We start from the raw sequence: 17962 nt of genomic DNA, 5'->3' as shown, positions 1-17962 counted from the left end.
CCACCGATGACCGCATCCGCTGTGGCGCAGCACCTACCCGGTGCCAGCCAGAACGAGGAGGTCGTCATGGGATCCACCAGTCTGATTCCCCCATCCACCGGCATGCACCACATCCCCGAGCCGGACCTCTTGCAGGTCCTCTCCGCGGAAGGGCAACGCCGCGAGGACCCTGACCTCGATCCCTGGCTCACGGACATCACGCCCCAGATGCTGGCCGCCCTGCACCGGGACATGACGGTCATCCGCCGCATCGACACCGAATGCACCCACCTCCAGCGTCAGGGTGAGTTGGCGCTGTGGCCCCCGCTGCTCGGGCAGGAGGCCGCCCAGGTCGGCTCCGCACTGGCCATGCAGGGTCAGGACTACGTCTTCCCGTCCTACCGCGAGAACGGCGTCGCCTACTTGCGTGGCATCGACCCCCTGGGTCTGGTCCGCCTCTGGCGCGGATCGACCTATGCCGGCTGGACGCCGTCGGACCACAACGTGGCCGCCCAGCAGATCATCATCGGCGCGCAGGCGCTGCACGCCGTCGGCTATGCCATGGGGATCACCCGGGACGGCTCGGATGCGGCCGCGATCGGCTACTTCGGGGACGGTGCCACGAGTCAGGGCGACGTCAACGAGGCCATGGTCTTCGCCGCCAGTTTCCACGCCCCGGTGGTGTTCTTCTGCCAGAACAACCAGTGGGCGATCTCCGAGCCGGTCGGGGTGCAGGCCAAGCGGCACATCGCCGACCGTCCCTGGGGTTTCGGCATCCCGGCCATGCGGGTCGACGGCAACGACGTCCTCGCCGTGCTGGCCGCCACCCGGCGTGCGCTCGAGCGCGCTCGCAACGGCGGCGGGCCCACCTTCATCGAGGCCGTCACCTACCGGATGGGCCCCCACACCACCGCGGACGATCCCACCCGGTACCGCGACGCGGCCGAGGTGGAGGCGTGGCGCGCCAAGGACCCCATCGACCGTCTGGAGAAGCACCTCGAGGGGTTGGGGGAGGACCTCGAGGGCATCCGGGCTGCTGCTGGTGCCGAGGCCGATGCCATGGCCGCTCAGCTGCGGGCCGGGGTCGCCACGCTGCAGGAGCCGGGGCCGGACGAGCTGTTCGACCAGGTGTACACGGAGCCGCACCACGAGCTCGAGCGCCAACGGGAGCACTACCGTCTCTACCTCGAGCAGTTCGACGGCCCGCAGCTGACGGCAGGTGCGCTGTGACCGGCGGATCCCCTGAGACCATGACCTTCGGCCAGGCCATCAACGCCGGACTGCGCTCCGCCCTGACGGAGGACCCCAAGGTGTTGCTGATGGGCGAGGACATCGGCCAGCTCGGCGGCGTCTTCCGGATCACGGACGGACTGCAGGACGAGTTCGGCGTGGACCGGGTGGTGGACACGCCCCTGGCCGAGTCCGGCATCATGGGCACCGCGGTCGGCCTGGCGTACCGCGGGTACCGGCCCGTGGTGGAGATCCAGTTCGACGGCTTCGTGTACCCGTCCTTCGACCAGATCGTCTCGCAGGTGGCCAAGATGTACCACCGCACCCGCGGGGCCGTGACCATGCCGCTGACCATCCGGATCCCCTTCGGCGGAGGGATCGGCTCACCGGAGCACCACTCCGAGTCGCCGGAGGCCTACTTCGCCCACACGGCCGGGCTGCGCGTGGTGTCCCCCTCCACACCGCAGGAGGGCTTCGACCTCATCCGGGCGGCCATCGCCAGCAACGACCCGGTGGTCTACCTCGAGCCGAAGCGCCGTTACCACGACAAGGCACCGGTGGACCTGGCTGCCCCGCTGCGCCCCATGGGGCCGGCCTCCGTGGTCGCGGCAGGCACGGACGTCACGCTGGTGGCCTACGGCCCTCTGGTCAAGACCTGCCTGCAGGTCGCCGAGGCGGCCGCCGCGGACGGGATCTCCATCGACGTGATCGACCTGCGCTCCCTGGCGCCGATCGACTTCGGGTTGATCGAGGCCTCGGTCCGGCGTACCGGCCGGCTGGTGATCGCCCATGAGGCCTCCCGCACCGGCGGGCTGGGTGCAGAGATCGCCGCCACCGTGACGGAGCGCTGCTTCCACTGGTTGGAGCATCCGCCGGTGCGCGTCACCGGATTCGACATCCCCTACCCGCCGGCCAAGCTCGAGCACCACCACGTGCCGGACCTGGACCGCATCCTCGACGGCGTGGACCGTGCCCTGGACCGGCCGAACTCGCTCGACTCCCTGGACCCCTTCGCCGCGCCGCAGCCACTGGGCTCCGTGAACAGCTCCATGACCGAGAAGACCGGAGGTGCCTGAGATGCTCAAGATCTTCAACCTGCCCGACCTGGGCGAGGGCCTGACCGAATCCGAGCTGCTGACCTGGAAAGTCGCCGTGGGGGACACGGTCAAGGTCAACGACGTGCTCGCCGAGGTGGAGACGGCCAAGGCCGTCGTGGAGCTCTCCTCCCCGTATGACGGGACCATCGCCGAACTCCACGGTGAGTCCGGGACCGTGGTCCAGGTCGGTGCGCCGATCATCTCCTTCAACCTGCCGGGTGACGATCCCCGTGATGATCCCGGCAGCGAACAGGGATCCGCCGCTGACGCCGCAACAGCCCAGGACACCGGGCCCGACGCCGGCTCCGCGAGTCTGCCGGATGGTCGCGTGCCGACACTGGTCGGCTATGGCGCAGCCGTGGAGGGGGCTGGCCGCCCGGCCCGGCGTACCCGGGTGGGGCGTCCGGCCGCGCCACATCCCGCGCCCACCGGACCGCCCGCGGGGTCCCCGGTGTCGGCTGCCGCCGACACGGCCAGATCTTCGGGCGCTGCCACGCTCACCATCGAGCGGCCCCGCTCGACGCCGCCGGTCCGCCGGCTGGCCAAGGAGCTGGGGATCGACCTCACCCGACTCGAGGGCAGCGGACGCGGGGGTGTGGTGACCCGCGAGGATGTCCAGCAGGCAGCGGAAGGTGCCCGGCCGGCGTCGGGCGCGGGGGTGCAGGGCGCGGAGGTCCAGCCCATGCCGGAGACCGTGGTCCGCACCCTCGGCGGGCGCCCGCGCACGGAGGAGGAGCCCATCCGCTCGGTGCGCAAGGCGACGGCCGCGGCCATGACGGCCAGTGCCTTCACCGCGCCGCATGTCACTGAGTTCCTGACCGTGGACGTCACCGAGTCCATGGAGCTGCTGGAGGACCTGAGGCGGCACCGGGACTTCCGGGACCTGAAGCTGACACCTCTGACCCTGGTGGCCCGTGCGGCCTGCCTGGCGTTGGAGCGCACGCCCGAGCTGAACTCCCGCTGGGATGGGGACGGCGGGCGGATCGTGCGGCAGAACTACGTGAACCTGGGCATCGCGGCCGCCACGCCCAGGGGGCTCATGGTGCCGAACATCCCCGATGCGCAGGCCGTGGACCTGCGGGGGATGGCGGGCCGACTGGCCGAGCTGACGTCCGTGGCACGTGAAGGTGCCCTGACGCCCGGTCAGCTGACCGGGGGGACGTTCACGCTGACCAATGTGGGGGTCTTCGGGGTGGATGCCGGGACACCGATCATCAACCCCGGGGAGGCCGGTATCCTCGCGATCGGGCAGGTCCGGCGGACCCCCTGGGAGCACCGGGGGGAGATCGCCCTGCGCCAGGTCATGACGCTGTCCCTGTCCTTCGACCACCGGCTGGTGGATGGCGAGCAGGGCTCGCGGTTCCTGGCGGACGTGGGTTCCGTGCTGAGCCGGCCCGGGATGGCGCTGGCCCTGTTCTAGCCGGTCCGGCGAGGATTAGCCGAGCTGCATGACCAGCTCGGTGACCACCTCGGAGCGGGCATTGGAGAAGGACTTGTCCTCGCCGACCACGGCGAAGCCGCGGCGGGTGAGGATCTTCTGCGAGCCGATGTTGTCTGCGGGCACGTGCGCGCGCAGGGGCCGTTCCGTGAAGGACTCCAGCAGGGTGTCCACGGCCGAGGTGGTGATGCCCTGTCCCCAGTAGTCACGGGAGGTCCAGAAGGAGAGTTCCGGTTCGGTGCCGATGCCGGAGACCACCACGGCGCCGGCCACCTTCCCGTCCTGCACGATGGTCCGGACCCGGGTGGCCGGGTCGTCCAGCAGCAGCGACCAGTGGAAGTCGAAGACTCCGCGGTCCTGTGGGTTGCGGGCGGCGAAGGCGGCCATCAGGTTGGCCTCGGGGTCCTGCTGGTGCTCAAAGAAGTAATCCAGGTCCTCGGACCGGACTTCACGAAGTTGCACGGAAATGGTGACCTCCTCGTCACGGTGTGGCCATCACACTGTACGTGGAATCCTAACCGTCTCCAGGACCGGCCAGCAGGGCCGAGAGCGCCATCCGCTCCAGCAGGGCGCCTCGGCCGGACTGTTCCGCGGGGGAGCGGCGGACCGAGTGGGGGGTCGAGTTCAGCAGGCCGAACGCGGCCTGCGCGCGGAAGATGGCCGTGGCCCGGTCCTCGCCCGGGTGTACCCGGAGCAGCTGTTCGGCCCAGAGGTCGATGTAGGCCCGCTGCAGCCGGACCACCTCGGCGCGGGCCGCCGGCTGAAGGTGTCGCATCTCCCGGTCCTGCACGGCGATGACGTCCCGGTGGGCCACCGCGAAGTCGGCCTGGAACCGGACCAGGGCGGTGAGGGTCCTGCGGGCCGGCTCGTCCCGTGCCGCCACGTGCTGCGCCCCGGTCAGCAGATCGTCGCTGACGTGGAGCAGAAGTTCGCCGAGCACGGCGTTCTTGCCCGCGAAGTGCCGGTAGACGCCGGGTCCGCTGATGCCGCAGGCCGCCCCGAGGTCCTCCAGCCGGACGGAGGTGAACCCCCGCTCGGCAAAGAGGCGTGCGGCGGCCTGCAGCAGGGCCTGCCTGCGGTCCGCCTTGGCGGCGGCCCGAGTGGTCTGTTCGGCGGTCATGGCGTCCTGGGGAGGGGCGTGCTGGTGGACAAGGGATGGTGGACAAGGGGTGGTGGAGGTGAATACGATCACAGCATAGCTTCAGTTAATCATCATTTACTCAGATGGGACACACCATGAGCACCACACGGCACTCCGCCCCGGGCGGCGGGCGCCCGGCCGGCCCCGAGCTGGACGAGGACTACCGCGATTTGGTCGCTACGGTCCGGGAGTTCGCCGACGAGGTGGTGGCGCCCGTCTCGGCGGAGATGGATGCCCGCCGCGAGTTCCCCTATGAGATCACCCGGCAGATGGGGGAGATGGGCCTGTTCGGCCTGCCCTTCCCGGAGGAGTACGGCGGCATGGGCGGGGACTACTTCGCCCTGGCCCTGGCCCTGGAGGAGCTGGGCCGGGTGAACCAGTCCGTGGCCATCACCCTGGAGGCCGGGGTGTCACTCGGTGCCATGCCGATCTACCGCTTCGGCACCGAGGAACAGCAGAACCGCTGGCTTCCGGACCTGGTGTCCGCGAAGGCCCTGGCCGGGTTCGGGTTGACCGAGCCCAACGGCGGCTCCGACGCCGGTGGCACCCAGACCACCGCCACCTTGGCGGACGGCACCTGGACCGTCAACGGGGCCAAGGAGTTCATCACCAACTCCGGCACGGATATCACCCGGCTCGTCACGGTCACCGCCGTGACCGGGGTCAACGAGGCGAAGAAGGGCCATGATGGCGGCCCGGCCAAGGAGATCTCCACCATCCTGGTGCCCTCGGACACCCCCGGGTTCACGGTGGGGGGTGCCTACGACAAGATGGGGTGGAACTCCTCGGACACCCACCCGCTGTTCTTCGACGGCGCCGAGGTCCCCGAGGCCAACCTGCTGGGGGAACGCGGGCGCGGTTATGCGAACTTCCTCTCGATCCTGGACGAGGGCCGCATCGCCATCGCGGCACTGTCCACCGGGGCGGCCCAGGGGTGTGTGGATGAGTCCATCGCCTATGCGCAGACCCGCACCGCCTTCGGCCAGGCCATCGGCAAGAACCAGGCCATCTCCTTCAAGATCGCCCGCATGCAGGCCCGCGCGCACACGGCCCGGCTGGCCTACTACGAGGCGGCGGCCAAGATGCTCGCCGGCCAGCCGTTCAAGACCGAGGCGGCCATCGCCAAGCTGGTCGCCGGGGAGGCCGCCATGGACAACGCCCGGGATGCCACCCAGGTGTTCGGTGGCTACGGGTTCATGAACGAATCCCTGGTGGCCCGCCACTACCGCGACTCGAAGATCCTGGAGATCGGTGAGGGCACCACCGAGGTCCAGCTGATGCTGATCGCGCGATCGCTCGGTCTCTGAGGTTCGTGCTCTGAGGCCCGGAGCGGATCGCCTCCCGGCTTCGAAACTCACCCCACCGAAAGGGTGTGGTCTGGGTCACTATCCCCTTAGGATGATCGGGTCATACTCACCGGTAGCCATCCGGTGTCACACCGACAGGGGGATTACGTGTCATCAACACCGCATCCAGACGTGGCCGACAACGGCCACGTCGATTTCCGGGCCGTCCAGGCCACGCCCCAGTTCCAGGGACTGCGCCGCACGCATCGCAGCTTCGTCTTCCCGTGGACTGTGGTCTTCATCGTCTGGTACTTCCTCTACGTGATCCTCGCGGCCTACGCGCCGGAGTTCATGTCCATCAAGGTCCTCGGCAACATCAACCTGGGGCTGGTCATCGGCCTGCTGCAGTTCGTCTCGACCTTCGTCATCACCGGGCTCTACGTGGCCTTCGCCAACAAGAAGCTGGATCCGCGCGCCACGGACATCCGTGACGAGCTCGAGGCCTTGGATCCGACCATCGCCCACCAGAGCCTCTCCGACCCCGGCGAGCCGACCGACGGAGGTCAGAAGTGAACACCCTTCCCCTCCTTGCTGCCACGACCGAGGGCACCAACGTCGGCGAGCCGTGGCTGAACATGCTCATCTTCGGCCTGTTCGTGGCAGTGACCCTCGTCATCGTCCTGCGGGCCTCCAGGAACACCAAGACCGCCGCCGACTTCTACGCTGGCGGCCGGTCCTTCACCGGAACCCAGAACGGCACGGCGATCGCCGGTGACTACCTCTCGGCCGCTTCCTTCCTCGGCATCGTGGGGGCCATCGCCATCAACGGCTACGACGGGTTCCTGTACTCCATCGGGTTCCTCGTCGCCTGGCTCGTCGCGCTGCTGCTGGTGGCCGAGATGCTGAGGAACACCGGCAAGTACACGATGGCGGACGTGCTCTCCTTCCGGCTGCGGCAGAAACCCGTCCGCATCGCGGCGGCCCTCGCCACCCTGATGGTCTGCCTGTTCTACCTGTTGGCCCAGATGGCCGGCGCCGGTGTGCTCGTCTCCCTGCTCCTGGGCATCGACGACCGGCTCGGGCAGTCCGTCGTCATCGCCATCGTCGGCGCGCTGATGATCCTCTACGTGCTGGTCGGTGGCATGAAGGGCACCACCTGGGTCCAGATCATCAAGGCGTGCCTGCTCATCGCCGGTGCCCTGGTCATGACCGTCTGGGTCCTCGTGATCTTCGGCTTCAACTTCTCGGCGCTGCTCGGGGCGGCGGTGGAGACCGCCGGCGGCGACGAGGCGCTGCTCAACCCGGGGCTGCAGTACGGCATCAGTGAGGTCACCAAGCTCGACTTCCTGTCCCTCGGCCTGGCTCTGGTCCTGGGCACCGCCGGGCTGCCACACGTGCTGATGCGCTTCTACACGGTCCCGACGGCCAAGGAGGCCCGCAAGTCCGTGGTCTGGGCCATCGTGCTCATCGGCGCCTTCTACCTGTTCACCCTGGTGCTGGGCTACGGCGCCGGTGCGCTGATCGGCCCGGAGCGGATCAACAGTGCCCCGGGCGGCGTGAATGCGGCGGCACCGCTGCTGGCCTTCGAGCTGGGCGGACCGCTGCTGCTGGGCCTGATCTCGGCCGTGGCCTTCGCGACCATCCTGGCGGTGGTGGCCGGCCTGACGATCACCGCTGCCGCATCCTTCGCGCACGACATCTACACGAACGTCCTGGCCAAGGGCGAGGTCAGCCCGGCGAAGGAGGTCAAGATCGCCCGACGCACGGTGGTCGTGATCGGTGTCCTCGCCATCATCGGCGGCATCGGCGCCCAGGGCCAGAACGTCGCGTTCCTCGTGGCGCTCGCCTTCGCGGTGGCCGCCTCGGCCAATCTGCCCACCATCCTCTACTCGCTGTTCTGGAAGGGCTTCACCACCCGGGGCGCCCTGTGGTCGATGTATGGCGGCCTGGCCACGGCCATCATCCTGATCGTCTTCTCACCGGTCATGTCCGGCACGGACACCTCGATGATCCAGGGGGTGGACTTCGCCCTCTTCCCGCTGAAGAACCCGGGCATCGTCTCGATCCCGCTGGCCTTCCTCCTCGGCTTCCTCGGCTCCAAGCTGGACCGGGGCACCGAGGACCCGCTCAAGCAGGCCGAAATGGAGGTGCGTTCCCTGACCGGTGTCGGCGCCGAGAAGGCGGTGGACCACTAGCTGTACTGCCGACTGCTGTGCGGGCACAGATCACCAGTGACCTCTGCCCGCACAGCTGGAGAACGACGCCGGTCCCGGACCTTCGCGGTCCGGGGCCGTCGCGCTGTGGTCCGGTGGTGCAGAATCCTCCCAGCGCGCCCGGCCATAATGGACCGGTGACCTCCGAGACCCCCCGCCCTCCGGCTCCGCCCGTTCCCGACTACCTGACCGACGCCGGCTCCTCCGCACCCCGCCGGGTGACCCTGATCGGGTCCACCGGTTCGATCGGGACCCAGGGACTGGACGTCATCGCTGCCGCGCCGGAGCGCTTCGAGGTCGCCGGGCTCGCCGGCGGCTCCAACACCGCACTGCTGGCCCGCCAGGCCGTGGCCACCGGCGCCGGCGCGGTCGGCAGCGCCACGGCCACCACGGACCAGTTGGCCGAGGCCATCGCCGCAGCCGCCCATCGGGCCGGCGTGCGCGCACCCCGCCCGGAGCTGTACTCCGGTCCCACCGCGGCCGCCGAGGTGGCCGCCTGGGAGGGGGCCGACGTCGTGCTCAACGGGATCACCGGGTCCATCGGCCTGGCCCCGACCCTGGCGGCCCTGAACGCCGGGCACCTGCTGGCGCTGGCCAACAAGGAGTCACTGATCGTGGGCGGAGCCCTCGTGAGGCAGGCCGCCGCACTGGGACAGCTGGTCCCGGTGGACTCCGAGCACTCCGCCCTGGCTCAGGCCCTGCGCTCCGGATCCGCAGCCGAGGTGCGGCGGCTGGTGCTCACCGCCTCCGGTGGCCCCTTCCGCGGCCGCAGCCGGGAGCAACTGTCCACCGTCACCCCGGCCGAGGCCCTGGCCCACCCGACCTGGGACATGGGCAAGGTGGTCACCACCAACTCGGCCTCCATGGTGAACAAAGCCCTCGAGGTGATCGAGGCCCACCTGCTGTTCGACATCGACCTGGCGGACATCGACGTGGTGGTCCACCCGCAGTCGATCGTGCACTCCATGGTCGAGTTCACGGACGGGTCCACCATCGCCCAGGCCTCCCCGCCGAGCATGCGCCTGCCCATCGCCCTCGGAATCGGCTGGCCGCACCGCGTGCCCGGCGCCAGCCCGGGGTGCGACTGGACCCAGGCGGCCACCTGGACGTTCGAACCCCTGGACGAGGACGCGTTCGGTGCCGTCCGCCTGGCCAAACAGGCGGCACGGGCCTCCGACACCCACATGGCCGTCTACAATGCGGCCAACGAGGAGGCCGTGGAGGCCTTCCACGCCGGGCAGATCGGCTTCACCGACATCGTGGACACCGTGCAGGCCACCGTGGAGCAGTACGATCCGGCCACCGTGCTGGGCGGTCAGGCCCTGAGTCTGCCGGCGCTCGCCGCCGCTGAGGACTGGGCCCGGACCACGGCCCGGCTGCGCTGGGGCGGAGCGTCCACCGGCCGGCCGGCGGGGGGACTCTGAGCATGGAGGTCCTCTGGTTCATCATCGGCGTGGCCGCCGTGGCCTTGGGCATCGCGCTGTCGATCGCCCTGCACGAGGTTGGTCACCTGGTCCCCGCCAAGCTCTTCGGCGTGCGCGTCACCCAGTACATGGTCGGCTTCGGGCCCACGGTCTTCTCCCGGTGCCGTGGCGAGACCGAGTACGGGGTGAAGGCCATCCCCCTGGGCGGTTACGTCTCCATGGTCGGGATGTACCCGCCCGAGCACCCGGAGCAGGGGGAGCGGCCCCGGAGCGCCAGCACCGGACTGTTCCAGCAGATGGCCACCGATGCCCGCCAGATCTCCGCCGAAGAGCTCCAGCCGGGGGATGAGCGGCGCATGTTCATCTCCCTGCCGGTGTGGAAACGCATCATCATCATGCTCGGCGGACCGTTCATGAACCTGCTGATCGCCTTCGTGCTGACCGCCGTCCTCGTGACCTCCACCGGGGTGGCCACCGCCACGACCACCGTCTCCGAGGTCTTCCGCTGCGTGGTCCCGGCGGCCGTCCAACAGCAGCGGGCTGCCGCCGGCGCCTCCGGCGGGCAGGGTGCGGCTGAAGCCTGCGAGCCCACGGACCCCACCGCACCGGCCTACCAGGCCGGCCTGGAACCCGGGGACACCATCACCGCTTTCAACGGCCAGGCGGTCGAGGACTGGGACGGCCTCTCCGGGGCGATCCGCGAGCGCGCCGGCGAGGCCACCGCCATCACCTGGGAGCGGGGCGGCGCCGAGATGACCGGCAGCATCACCCCGAAGCTGACCGAGCGCCCCGTCACGGACTCCAGCGGCCGCCCGCAGACGAATCCGGATGGCAGCACCGTCACGGAGGAGGTCGGCTTCGTCGGCATGGGTTCGGAGGTGCAGAACGTGCCACAACCGGTCACCGCGACCTTCGGCGTGATGGGCCAGCAGCTGAAGGCGACCGCCGACGTGGTGGTGGTGCTGCCGGTGAAGCTGTGGGAGACCGCCGTCGCCGTCTTCGGCCCCGCCGAGCGCGACCCCAACGGACCGATGTCCGTGGTCGGGGTGGGACGCATCGCGGGGGAGGCGGCGGCACTGGAGGACGTGCCGATCCAGGACAAGGCCTCCCTGTTGCTCTCCTTGGTGGCCGGGGTGAATGTGGCCCTGATGGTGTTCAACCTCATCCCGCTGCTGCCGCTGGACGGCGGCCACGTGGCCGGGGCTCTGTGGGAGTCCATCCGCCGCGGCTGGGCCAAGATCACCCGCCGCAAGGACCCCGGGGTCTTCGACATCGCCAAGCTACTGCCCCTGACCTACGTGGTCGGCATCGCGCTGCTCGGCATGGGGGTGCTGCTGATCATCGCGGACATCGTGGACCCCATCCGGATCTTCTGAGCTGAGGCCCCGGTCGGCAGGCCCTTGTGACGATCCCCACCACCTCCCTACGGTGGAAGGAACCTCAGGAGGCAGGCCATATCGCAGGAGGCAGGCCATGATGTCCCCGCGCCGTACCGTCAGACCCGCTGCCACCCACCGGACCCCGGCAGTGACAGTCCTGGCCGCCGCATCGCTGGCCCTTCCCCTGCTGGCGGGATGCCAGGCGGCCTCGAACGAGGGCCGGCTGTCCATCCTGGACGAGGAGCCGGCCGAATCCGTCCCCGGGTACGCCAATTCCATGGGCATCCTCGAGCCCGGAACGGCCCGGCTGTTGGGCTCCGTGGATGAGATCGAGTACTACGTCGGTGAGGAGGCCGGCACCCGCGGCATCGTCTGCCTGGTCCCTATCAACACCGAGGACCCGGAGGCGGGGTGGGGGGCTGCCTGTTCCACGGAGTCGTCCGACGTGATCGTGACCCACGAGGACGTGAACGGCGAGGCCGCCCTCGTGGCGGATGACGCCGACACCGACACCCTCGCCGAGGACGGCTGGACCGAGGTGTCGCGCAACCTCTGGACCCGCTGACTGGCCTACGCTGGCCCCATGGCCGAACCACAGAAGATCTTTGCCGTCCAGTATCACTACGTCCCCGGTCTCGCAGACCAGCGCGATGTCCACCGCGCCGCGCACCGCGAGTTCCTGGTCTCCCTCGGGCCGGCCATGGTGGCCGCCGGAGCCTACGTGGATGACCCCGCCGCGGCCCTGCTGCTCGTGAAGTCCGATTCCCCCGGGGCCGTCCGGGACCTGCTGGAGGGTGACCCGTTCAAACACCACGGGTTGATCAGCTCCACCGACGTCAACGAATGGTCATGCGCGGTCGGTGACAAGGCCGCCGCCCTCCGCGGGGACGAGGCCTGAGGATCGGACGCGCACCGCTGAACCGCCACGATGTTCTGAGCCGGCGCCGTCTGCTGAGCGGGCTCACCGGGGCCGGCGCCGTGGCCGCCCTGGCCGCCTGCACCGCCGGCCCTGACCCGGGTGCCGGCGGGCCGTCCGGCTCGGGTGCGGGGCCGACGTCGGGCACCGCCTCTCTCAGCCCCACGCCCACGCCGACCCCGACGCCGGTCCCCGAGCTTCCCGGCGGCGGCACCGCCCTGTTCCCGGGCCGCCGGATGGTGGCGCTGTATGGCACCCCCGGCACCGGTTCACTCGGCCTGCTGGGGGAGCAGGACGTGGACGCGGCGCTGACCCGCGCGGCCGATCTGGCCGCGGAGTACCAGCCGTTCAGCGAGGAGCTGGTGATCCCGGCCTTCGAGATCATCGCCACCGTGGCCAGCTCCGCCCCCGGGCCCACGGGCGACTACACGTCCTACGTGGAGGCGGAGCAGCTGGCGCGGTGGGTCGAGGCGGCGGGGGAGGCCGGCACCTACGTGGTCCTGGACCTGCAGCCCGGGACCGAGGACTTCACCACCCAGGCGAAGGCCTTCGAGGACCTGCTGCTGCTGCCACACGTGGGCCTGGCCCTGGACCCCGAGTGGCGGCTGCAGCCCGGCCAGCGGCATATGGAGCAGATCGGCCAGGTCTCGGCGGCGGAGATCAACGAGACCACCGGGTGGCTGGCCGGTCTGGTGGCCGAGCACCGCCTGCCGGAGAAACTGGTGATCCTGCACCAGTTCCAGACCCGGATGATCCCGGACCGCGCCGAGGTGGCCGAACGCGAGGGACTGGCGCTCCTGGTGCACGCGGACGGCAACGGCTCCGCGGAACAAAAGCTCGAGACGTGGCGTTCCCTGAAGGAGGACCTCCCGTCCGGGATGCGCCTGGGATGGAAGAACTTCATCGACGAGGACTCGCCGACCTTCACCCCCGAGCAGACCATGACCCAGGTCTCACCCCAGCCGTGGTTCGTCTCGTACCAGTAGACTGGGTCCAGAGCAACCCCTCCCCGAACCCCATCAGGAGTCTTGAATTGCCCGTCCGTCTTGGCATGCCCGCCGCACCACCGCCCGTCCTGGCCCCGCGCCGCAAGACGAGGCAGCTGCACGTCGGCAAGATCGGGGTGGGCTCAGACCACCAGGTCTCGGTCCAGACCATGACCACTACCAAGACGCATGACATCGGCGCCACGCTGCAGCAGATCGCCGAGCTGACGGCCGCCGGCTGTGACATCGTGCGGGTGGCCTGCCCCACGGACAAGGACGCCGAGGCCCTGTCCGTCATCGCGAAGCAGTCCACCATCCCGGTGATCGCGGACATCCACTTCCAGCCGAAGTACGTCTTCGCGGCGATCGAGGCCGGTTGTGGCGCGGTGCGCGTGAACCCGGGCAACATCCGGAAGTTCGACGACCAGGTCAAGGAGATCGCTCGGGCGGCCTCGGACCACGGCACGTCCATCCGGATCGGCGTCAACGCGGGTTCGCTGCACCCGGACCTGCTGAAGAAGTACGGCAAGGCCACCCCGGAGGCGCTCGTGGAGTCCGCCGTCTGGGAGGCCTCCCTGTTCGAGGAACACGGTTTCCGCGACTTCAAGATCTCCGTCAAGCACAGCGACCCGGTGATCATGTCCCGCGCCTATGAGCTGCTGGCTGAGCGCGGCGACTGGCCGTTGCACCTCGGCGTGACCGAGGCCGGCCCCGCCTTCCAGGGCACCATCAAGTCGGCCACCGCCTTCGGCTACCTGCTGGGCCAGGGCATCGGGGACACCATCCGCGTCTCCCTGTCCGCCCCACCCGTGGAGGAGGTCAAGGTCGGTCTGCAGATCCTGCAGTCACTGAACCTGCGCGAGCGCAAGCTGGACATCGTCTCCTGCCCCTCCTGTGGACGGGCCCAGGTGGATGTCTACTCGCTGGCCGATGAGGTCACTGAAGGCCTGAAGGACCTGACCGTCCCGCTGCGCGTGGCCGTCATGGGCTGCGTGGTCAACGGACCGGGTGAGGCCCGTGAGGCCGATCTCGGGGTGGCCTCCGGCAACGGCAAGGGCCAGATCTTCATCAAGGGCGAAGTGGTCAAGACGGTCCCGGAGGACCAGATCGTGGAGACGCTGCTGGCTGAGGCCCGCCGTCTCGCCGCGGAATCCGGATACGAGGAAGGTGGGGAGGGCGCTGATGGCCAGAATCCTGTCCAGGGCCCGCCCGTGGTCTCCGTCTCCTGACGATGCCGTCCGCCGGGCCACCGGCGGCGCCGTCCGCGTCCTGAGCCACGCCGACACCACGGCCCTCACTGCGTTGGCTGCCAGCGATCCGGTGGCCAACTGCTTCGTGGAGTCCATGCTCGAGAAGGGCCGGGACGCCTCGCCCGTCCGCTCCGGCGGATCCCTGTTCCTCGGGATCTCCGGGGCGGGCTCCCCGGCCACCATGGGGCGCCCCGGTGCCCTGGAGGCTGCCTGCTGGGTGGGGGCGAACGTGGTGCCCATCGGGGCCACCGCGGAGTCCGGGGCCCTGTTCGGGGTGGCGCTGGCCGCCCTGCACCGCCGCTTCGCCTCCGTCTACGGCCCGCGGGAGGCCGTCCTGCACCTGTGGAAGGAACTCTCCCGGGGCCCTCAGCAGGCGCGTCAGATCCGCGAGAACCAGCCGCTCATGGTGCTGCCCGGCGCCCCCGCGGTGGAGCCCTCGCCCCGGGTCCGCCCGTCCCGTACCGACGAGTACTCCGTGGTGCTGCCGGCCTGCGTGGCCATGTTCGAGGAGGAGCTCGGTTTCTCCCCCCTGCTGAACGGGGCCGTGCAGTACCGGCTGCGGGTGGAGGACCTGATCCGCAACGGCTGGTCGCTGGTGGACCTCGACGACTCCGGCCAGGTCCGCTTCAAGGCCGACCTGGGCGTGGTGTCCGCCCAGTGCTCGCAGATCCAGGGCGTCTGGGTGGCCCCGGAACACCGGGGCCGGGGCCTGGCGGCCCCGGCGGTGGCCGCGGTGGCCGAGCACGCCCGCGGCATCGCCCCCTGGGTGAGCCTCTACGTCAACAGCTTCAACACGGCCGCCCTGCGGACCTACCGGACCGTGGGGTTCGAACAGGTCGGCACCTTCGCCACGGTATTGCTCTAGCGGTGGCCTATGCTTTTCCTAGCCAGACGGGAAGACCGGCCGCATCCACAGGGGGACCAGACGTGAACCGCCAGCACCGCAGACATCGAGCCGCCACCCTCCCCGCGGCCGCCGGCCTCGGCCTGCTCGCCCTCACCCTCGCCGCGTGCAGTGGCACCGACGACGGCGGTTCCGGTGCCTCCTCCAGTGCGCCGGCCCCCAGTCAGAGCGCGTCGCCCGCCGGAACTGCCTCCGGAGAGGGCTCGGTCAGTGCCTCACCCAGTGGCTCACCCAGCGCGTCCGCCAGCAGCTCGGACCCGGATGACGAGGCCGGGGATATCGAGGCGGCGCTGAAGACGGTCCTCGGGGACGAGGCCCAGATCGTCTCCGGCGACCAGCTCGAGGAGCTGCAGCAGTCCACCCAGGGCCTGACCGAGGGGGTCACCGTCACCCCGGCCGAGTGCGGCCCGGAGGGCCAGGCCTCCGCCACCGCAGAATTGCCCGAGGACACCGAGATGACCGGTGCCGTGGTGGTGGAGACCACCGAGACCGGCGGCGCTACCTCGGACATGCTCAGCGTGTCCGTGTACCCGGAGGCAGATCAGGCCGCCGCTGCGATGGCGGCCTTCAACGACTACGCCGAGGCCTGCCCCAGCTACACGCTCGAGATGGGAGAGGGCCTCACCGCGGAAGCCACCATGGCGGTGGAGGACGTCGAGGCCGCCGGTGACGCCGCAGTCGCCGTCACCGTCGGCACCACCGTGTCCGTGGAGGGGGCCTCCCTGCCGGCTGGAGCCGGCAACAGCACCTCCACCACCGTCAACGTCCAGGACGGCGAGCGGCTGATCAGCTTCGCCGGCACCGCCGCCGGTGGCGACGAGCCGCGGTCCGCGGCCGAGGGCGTGGAGCTCATCGACGCCCTGCGCGCCGAGCTCGACGGTTAGCACCCACTCACTTCACGACCCCTTCACCTCCACCCCCTTCGAACGGAGCCCCGACGTGCCCCTGCGCCTGTCCACCCTCTTCCTGCGCACCCTGCGTGACGATCCGGCCGACGCCGAGGTGGCCAGCCACAAGCTGCTCGTCCGCGCCGGGTACATCCGGCGGTCCGGCCCGGGTGCCTACACCTGGCTGCCGCTGGGCCTGCGGGTGAAGAACAAGGTCGAGGCGATCGTGCGCGAGGAGATGGACGCGATCGGCGGTCAGGAGGTCCAGTTCCCGGCCCTGCTGCCGAAGGAGCCCTACGAGAGGACCGGCCGCTGGGACGACTACGGCGATTCCCTCTTCCGGGTCCAGGACCGCAAGGGTGCCGACTTCCTGCTGGCCCCCACCCACGAGGAGATGTTCACCCTCCTGGTCAAGGACCACTATTCCTCCTACAAGGACCTGCCGGCGTACCTGTACCAGATCCAGACCAAGTTCCGTGACGAGGCGCGCCCCCGGGCCGGACTGTTGCGCGTGCGCGAGTTCATCATGAAGGACTCCTACTCCTTCACGGTGGACGACGCCGGCCTGGACCAGGCCTATGCCGCCCACCGTGAGGCGTACCTGAAGATCTTCGCCCGGCTGGGCTTGGAGGTCGTCCCCGTGCGGGCCCAGGCCGGCGCCATGGGTGGCTCGCAGTCCGAGGAGTTCCTGCATCCCTCGCCGATCGGTGAGGACACCTTCGTGGAGTCCGACGCCGGCTACCGCGCCAATGTCGAGGCCGTCACCACGGTGCCCCCGGCCTCGCTGGACGAGGCGGCGATGGCCGCCCTGCCGGCCGCCCAGGTCAAGGACACCCCCGACTCCACCACCATCGCCGCCCTCGTGGACGTCGCCAACCAGCTGGCACCGCTCGACGACGGCGGCCAGTGGGCGGCCGCGGACACCCTGAAGTGTGTGGTCCTCACCGCTGTGCTGGACGGCAATGAACGGCGTCAGTTCATCGTGGCCCTCCCCGGCGACCGGGACGTGGACCTCAAGCGGCTCGAGGCCGGCATCGGTGCCCTGCTCGAGGTGGCCGGTGAGCCCGGCGTGGAGCAGGCCACCGAGGAGGACCTCTCCAAGCACCCCGCCCTCGTCAAGGGGTACATCGGCCCGAACAACAGCTCCGGCATGCCGTTCTTCGTGGACCCGCGGATCGCTCCGGGCACCGCCTGGATCACCGGTGCCAACGCGCCGCAGCAGCACGTCTTCGGACTCGTGGCCGGCCGCGACTTCTCCTGGGACGGGGTCATCGAGGCCACCGAGGTCCGCGACGGCGATCCCGCGCCGGACGGCTCCGGCCCGCTGCACACCCGCCGCGGCATCGAGATGGGCCACATCTTCCAGCTCGGGCGCAAGTACGCCGAAGCCCTCGACCTGAAGGTCCTCAACGAGAACGGCAAGCAGGTGGTGGTGACCATGGGCTCCTACGGCATCGGCGTCACCCGCGCCGTGGCGGCCCTGGCCGAGTCGCACCACGACGAGAAGGGCCTGGTCTGGCCCCGCGCGGTCGCACCGGCCGACATCCACGTGGTGGCCACCGGCAAGGGCGAGGAGATCTCCGCCGCCGCCGAGCAGCTCGTGGCCGAGCTCGAGTCACAGGGGCTGACGGTCCTCTACGACGATCGGAAGAAGGTCTCCGCCGGCGTGAAGTTCTCGGACGTCGAACTGATCGGCATCCCCACCTCCGTGGTGGTGGGCCGTGGCCTGGCCGAGGGCTTCGTGGAGGTCAAGGACCGCGAGACCGGCGAGGCCGTGAACGTCCCGGTGGACGCGGCGGCGGAGACGCTCGCACGCATCATCCGGGGCTGAC

At 70.1% G+C, this 17962-nt stretch carries 17 protein-coding genes; 15 read left to right on the top strand and 2 right to left on the bottom strand.

Annotated features, from left to right (window positions below; genetic code table 11):
• Positions 1 to 66: 66 nt before the first annotated feature.
• The 3 genes from pdhA to ACSU1G_RS24345 are packed head-to-tail and all read left to right on the top strand — an operon-like array spanning position 67 to position 3726.
• Entirely contained in the window at positions 67 to 1209 is a 1143-nt protein-coding gene (gene pdhA, locus ACSU1G_RS24355) for a pyruvate dehydrogenase (acetyl-transferring) E1 component subunit alpha (protein ID WP_439282597.1), read from the top strand.
• Positions 1210 to 1229: 20 nt separating this feature from the next.
• Positions 1230 to 2285 carry an alpha-ketoacid dehydrogenase subunit beta gene (locus ACSU1G_RS24350; protein WP_439282596.1) on the top strand — a complete coding sequence of 352 codons (1056 nt, stop codon included), beginning with the start codon at positions 1230 to 1232 and terminating at the stop codon, positions 2283 to 2285.
• Between the two features lies 1 nt (position 2286).
• Positions 2287 to 3726, top strand: a complete 1440-nt coding sequence (locus ACSU1G_RS24345) for a dihydrolipoamide acetyltransferase family protein (RefSeq protein ID WP_439282676.1) — start codon at positions 2287 to 2289, stop codon at positions 3724 to 3726.
• Positions 3727 to 3741: 15 nt separating this feature from the next.
• Here ACSU1G_RS24345 and ACSU1G_RS24340 read toward each other — a convergent pair whose 3' ends face one another.
• The gene (locus tag ACSU1G_RS24340; RefSeq protein ID WP_439282595.1) at positions 3742 to 4206 is read right to left on the bottom strand and encodes a GNAT family N-acetyltransferase; all 465 of its coding nucleotides are present in this window, start codon (positions 4204 to 4206) and stop codon (positions 3742 to 3744) included.
• 52 nt (positions 4207 to 4258) lie between these two features.
• A complete protein-coding gene (locus ACSU1G_RS24335) occupies positions 4259 to 4864 on the bottom strand; it encodes a TetR/AcrR family transcriptional regulator (protein ID WP_439282594.1) in 606 nt (201 codons plus the stop codon).
• Positions 4865 to 4980: 116 nt separating this feature from the next.
• Between ACSU1G_RS24335 and ACSU1G_RS24330 the strand changes: the two genes are divergently transcribed.
• The 12 genes from ACSU1G_RS24330 (at position 4981) to ACSU1G_RS24275 (ending at position 17961) form a co-directional block, all read left to right on the top strand.
• Positions 4981 to 6192, top strand: coding sequence for an acyl-CoA dehydrogenase family protein (locus ACSU1G_RS24330; protein WP_439282593.1), 1212 nt, complete (start codon positions 4981 to 4983; stop codon positions 6190 to 6192).
• Positions 6193 to 6339: 147 nt separating this feature from the next.
• Positions 6340 to 6744, top strand: coding sequence for a DUF485 domain-containing protein (locus ACSU1G_RS24325; protein ID WP_439282592.1), 405 nt, complete (start codon positions 6340 to 6342; stop codon positions 6742 to 6744).
• A 62-nt stretch (positions 6745 to 6806) separates the two neighbouring features.
• A complete protein-coding gene (locus ACSU1G_RS24320; RefSeq protein ID WP_439282675.1) occupies positions 6807 to 8366 on the top strand; it encodes a solute symporter family protein in 1560 nt (519 codons plus the stop codon).
• Between the two features lie 203 nt (positions 8367 to 8569).
• Positions 8570 to 9808 (top strand): 1-deoxy-D-xylulose-5-phosphate reductoisomerase, encoded by a 1239-nt coding sequence (dxr, locus tag ACSU1G_RS24315; RefSeq protein WP_439282674.1) that lies wholly within the window; start codon positions 8570 to 8572, stop codon positions 9806 to 9808.
• 2 nt (positions 9809 to 9810) lie between these two features.
• Positions 9811 to 11184 (top strand): M50 family metallopeptidase, encoded by a 1374-nt coding sequence (locus ACSU1G_RS24310; RefSeq protein ID WP_439282591.1) that lies wholly within the window; start codon positions 9811 to 9813, stop codon positions 11182 to 11184.
• A 97-nt stretch (positions 11185 to 11281) separates the two neighbouring features.
• Positions 11282 to 11752: a hypothetical protein gene (locus ACSU1G_RS24305; RefSeq protein ID WP_439282590.1), complete on the top strand. Its 471-nt coding sequence runs from the start codon at positions 11282 to 11284 to the stop codon at positions 11750 to 11752.
• An 18-nt stretch (positions 11753 to 11770) separates the two neighbouring features.
• Positions 11771 to 12085: a YciI family protein gene (locus tag ACSU1G_RS24300; protein WP_439282589.1), complete on the top strand. Its 315-nt coding sequence runs from the start codon at positions 11771 to 11773 to the stop codon at positions 12083 to 12085.
• Positions 12086 to 12165: 80 nt separating this feature from the next.
• Positions 12166 to 13089, top strand: a complete 924-nt coding sequence (locus ACSU1G_RS24295) for a hypothetical protein (protein ID WP_439282588.1) — start codon at positions 12166 to 12168, stop codon at positions 13087 to 13089.
• A 65-nt stretch (positions 13090 to 13154) separates the two neighbouring features.
• The gene (gene ispG, locus ACSU1G_RS24290; protein WP_439282673.1) at positions 13155 to 14318 is read left to right on the top strand and encodes a flavodoxin-dependent (E)-4-hydroxy-3-methylbut-2-enyl-diphosphate synthase; all 1164 of its coding nucleotides are present in this window, start codon (positions 13155 to 13157) and stop codon (positions 14316 to 14318) included.
• Complete coding sequence (locus ACSU1G_RS24285) at positions 14272 to 15204, top strand: GNAT family N-acetyltransferase (protein WP_439282587.1); 933 nt, start codon at positions 14272 to 14274, stop codon at positions 15202 to 15204. Before ispG ends, ACSU1G_RS24285 begins: the two co-directional genes overlap by 47 nt.
• A gap of 62 nt (positions 15205 to 15266) precedes the next feature.
• Positions 15267 to 16127 carry a hypothetical protein gene (locus tag ACSU1G_RS24280; RefSeq protein ID WP_439282586.1) on the top strand — a complete coding sequence of 287 codons (861 nt, stop codon included), beginning with the start codon at positions 15267 to 15269 and terminating at the stop codon, positions 16125 to 16127.
• Between the two features lie 55 nt (positions 16128 to 16182).
• Positions 16183 to 17961 (top strand): proline--tRNA ligase, encoded by a 1779-nt coding sequence (locus ACSU1G_RS24275; protein WP_439282585.1) that lies wholly within the window; start codon positions 16183 to 16185, stop codon positions 17959 to 17961.
• The last annotated feature ends 1 nt before the right edge of the window (position 17962 follow it).

Source organism: Microbacterium sp. A93 (assembly GCF_051842835.1).
Note: the sequence above shows the minus strand (reverse complement) of the source record. Positions and strands in the feature narration are given on the sequence as shown.

Excerpts from the sequence above, each read along its gene's own strand:
- ACSU1G_RS24310 (WP_439282591.1), top strand. The coding sequence starts at position 9,811 with ATGGAGGTCCTCTGGTTCATCATCGGCGTGGCCGCCGTGGCCTTGGGC.
- ACSU1G_RS24350 (WP_439282596.1), top strand. The coding sequence starts at position 1,230 with ATGACCTTCGGCCAGGCCATCAACGCCGGACTGCGCTCCGCCCTGACG.
- ACSU1G_RS24320 (WP_439282675.1), top strand. The coding sequence starts at position 6,807 with ATGCTCATCTTCGGCCTGTTCGTGGCAGTGACCCTCGTCATCGTCCTG.
- ACSU1G_RS24335 (WP_439282594.1), bottom strand. The coding sequence starts at position 4,864 with ATGACCGCCGAACAGACCACTCGGGCCGCCGCCAAGGCGGACCGCAGG.
- ispG (WP_439282673.1), top strand. The coding sequence starts at position 13,155 with ATGCCCGCCGCACCACCGCCCGTCCTGGCCCCGCGCCGCAAGACGAGG.
- ACSU1G_RS24285 (WP_439282587.1), top strand. The coding sequence starts at position 14,272 with ATGGCCAGAATCCTGTCCAGGGCCCGCCCGTGGTCTCCGTCTCCTGAC.
- ACSU1G_RS24305 (WP_439282590.1), top strand. The coding sequence starts at position 11,282 with ATGATGTCCCCGCGCCGTACCGTCAGACCCGCTGCCACCCACCGGACC.
- ACSU1G_RS24330 (WP_439282593.1), top strand. The coding sequence starts at position 4,981 with ATGAGCACCACACGGCACTCCGCCCCGGGCGGCGGGCGCCCGGCCGGC.
- ACSU1G_RS24345 (WP_439282676.1), top strand. The coding sequence starts at position 2,287 with ATGCTCAAGATCTTCAACCTGCCCGACCTGGGCGAGGGCCTGACCGAA.
- ACSU1G_RS24300 (WP_439282589.1), top strand. The coding sequence starts at position 11,771 with ATGGCCGAACCACAGAAGATCTTTGCCGTCCAGTATCACTACGTCCCC.
- pdhA (WP_439282597.1), top strand. The coding sequence starts at position 67 with ATGGGATCCACCAGTCTGATTCCCCCATCCACCGGCATGCACCACATC.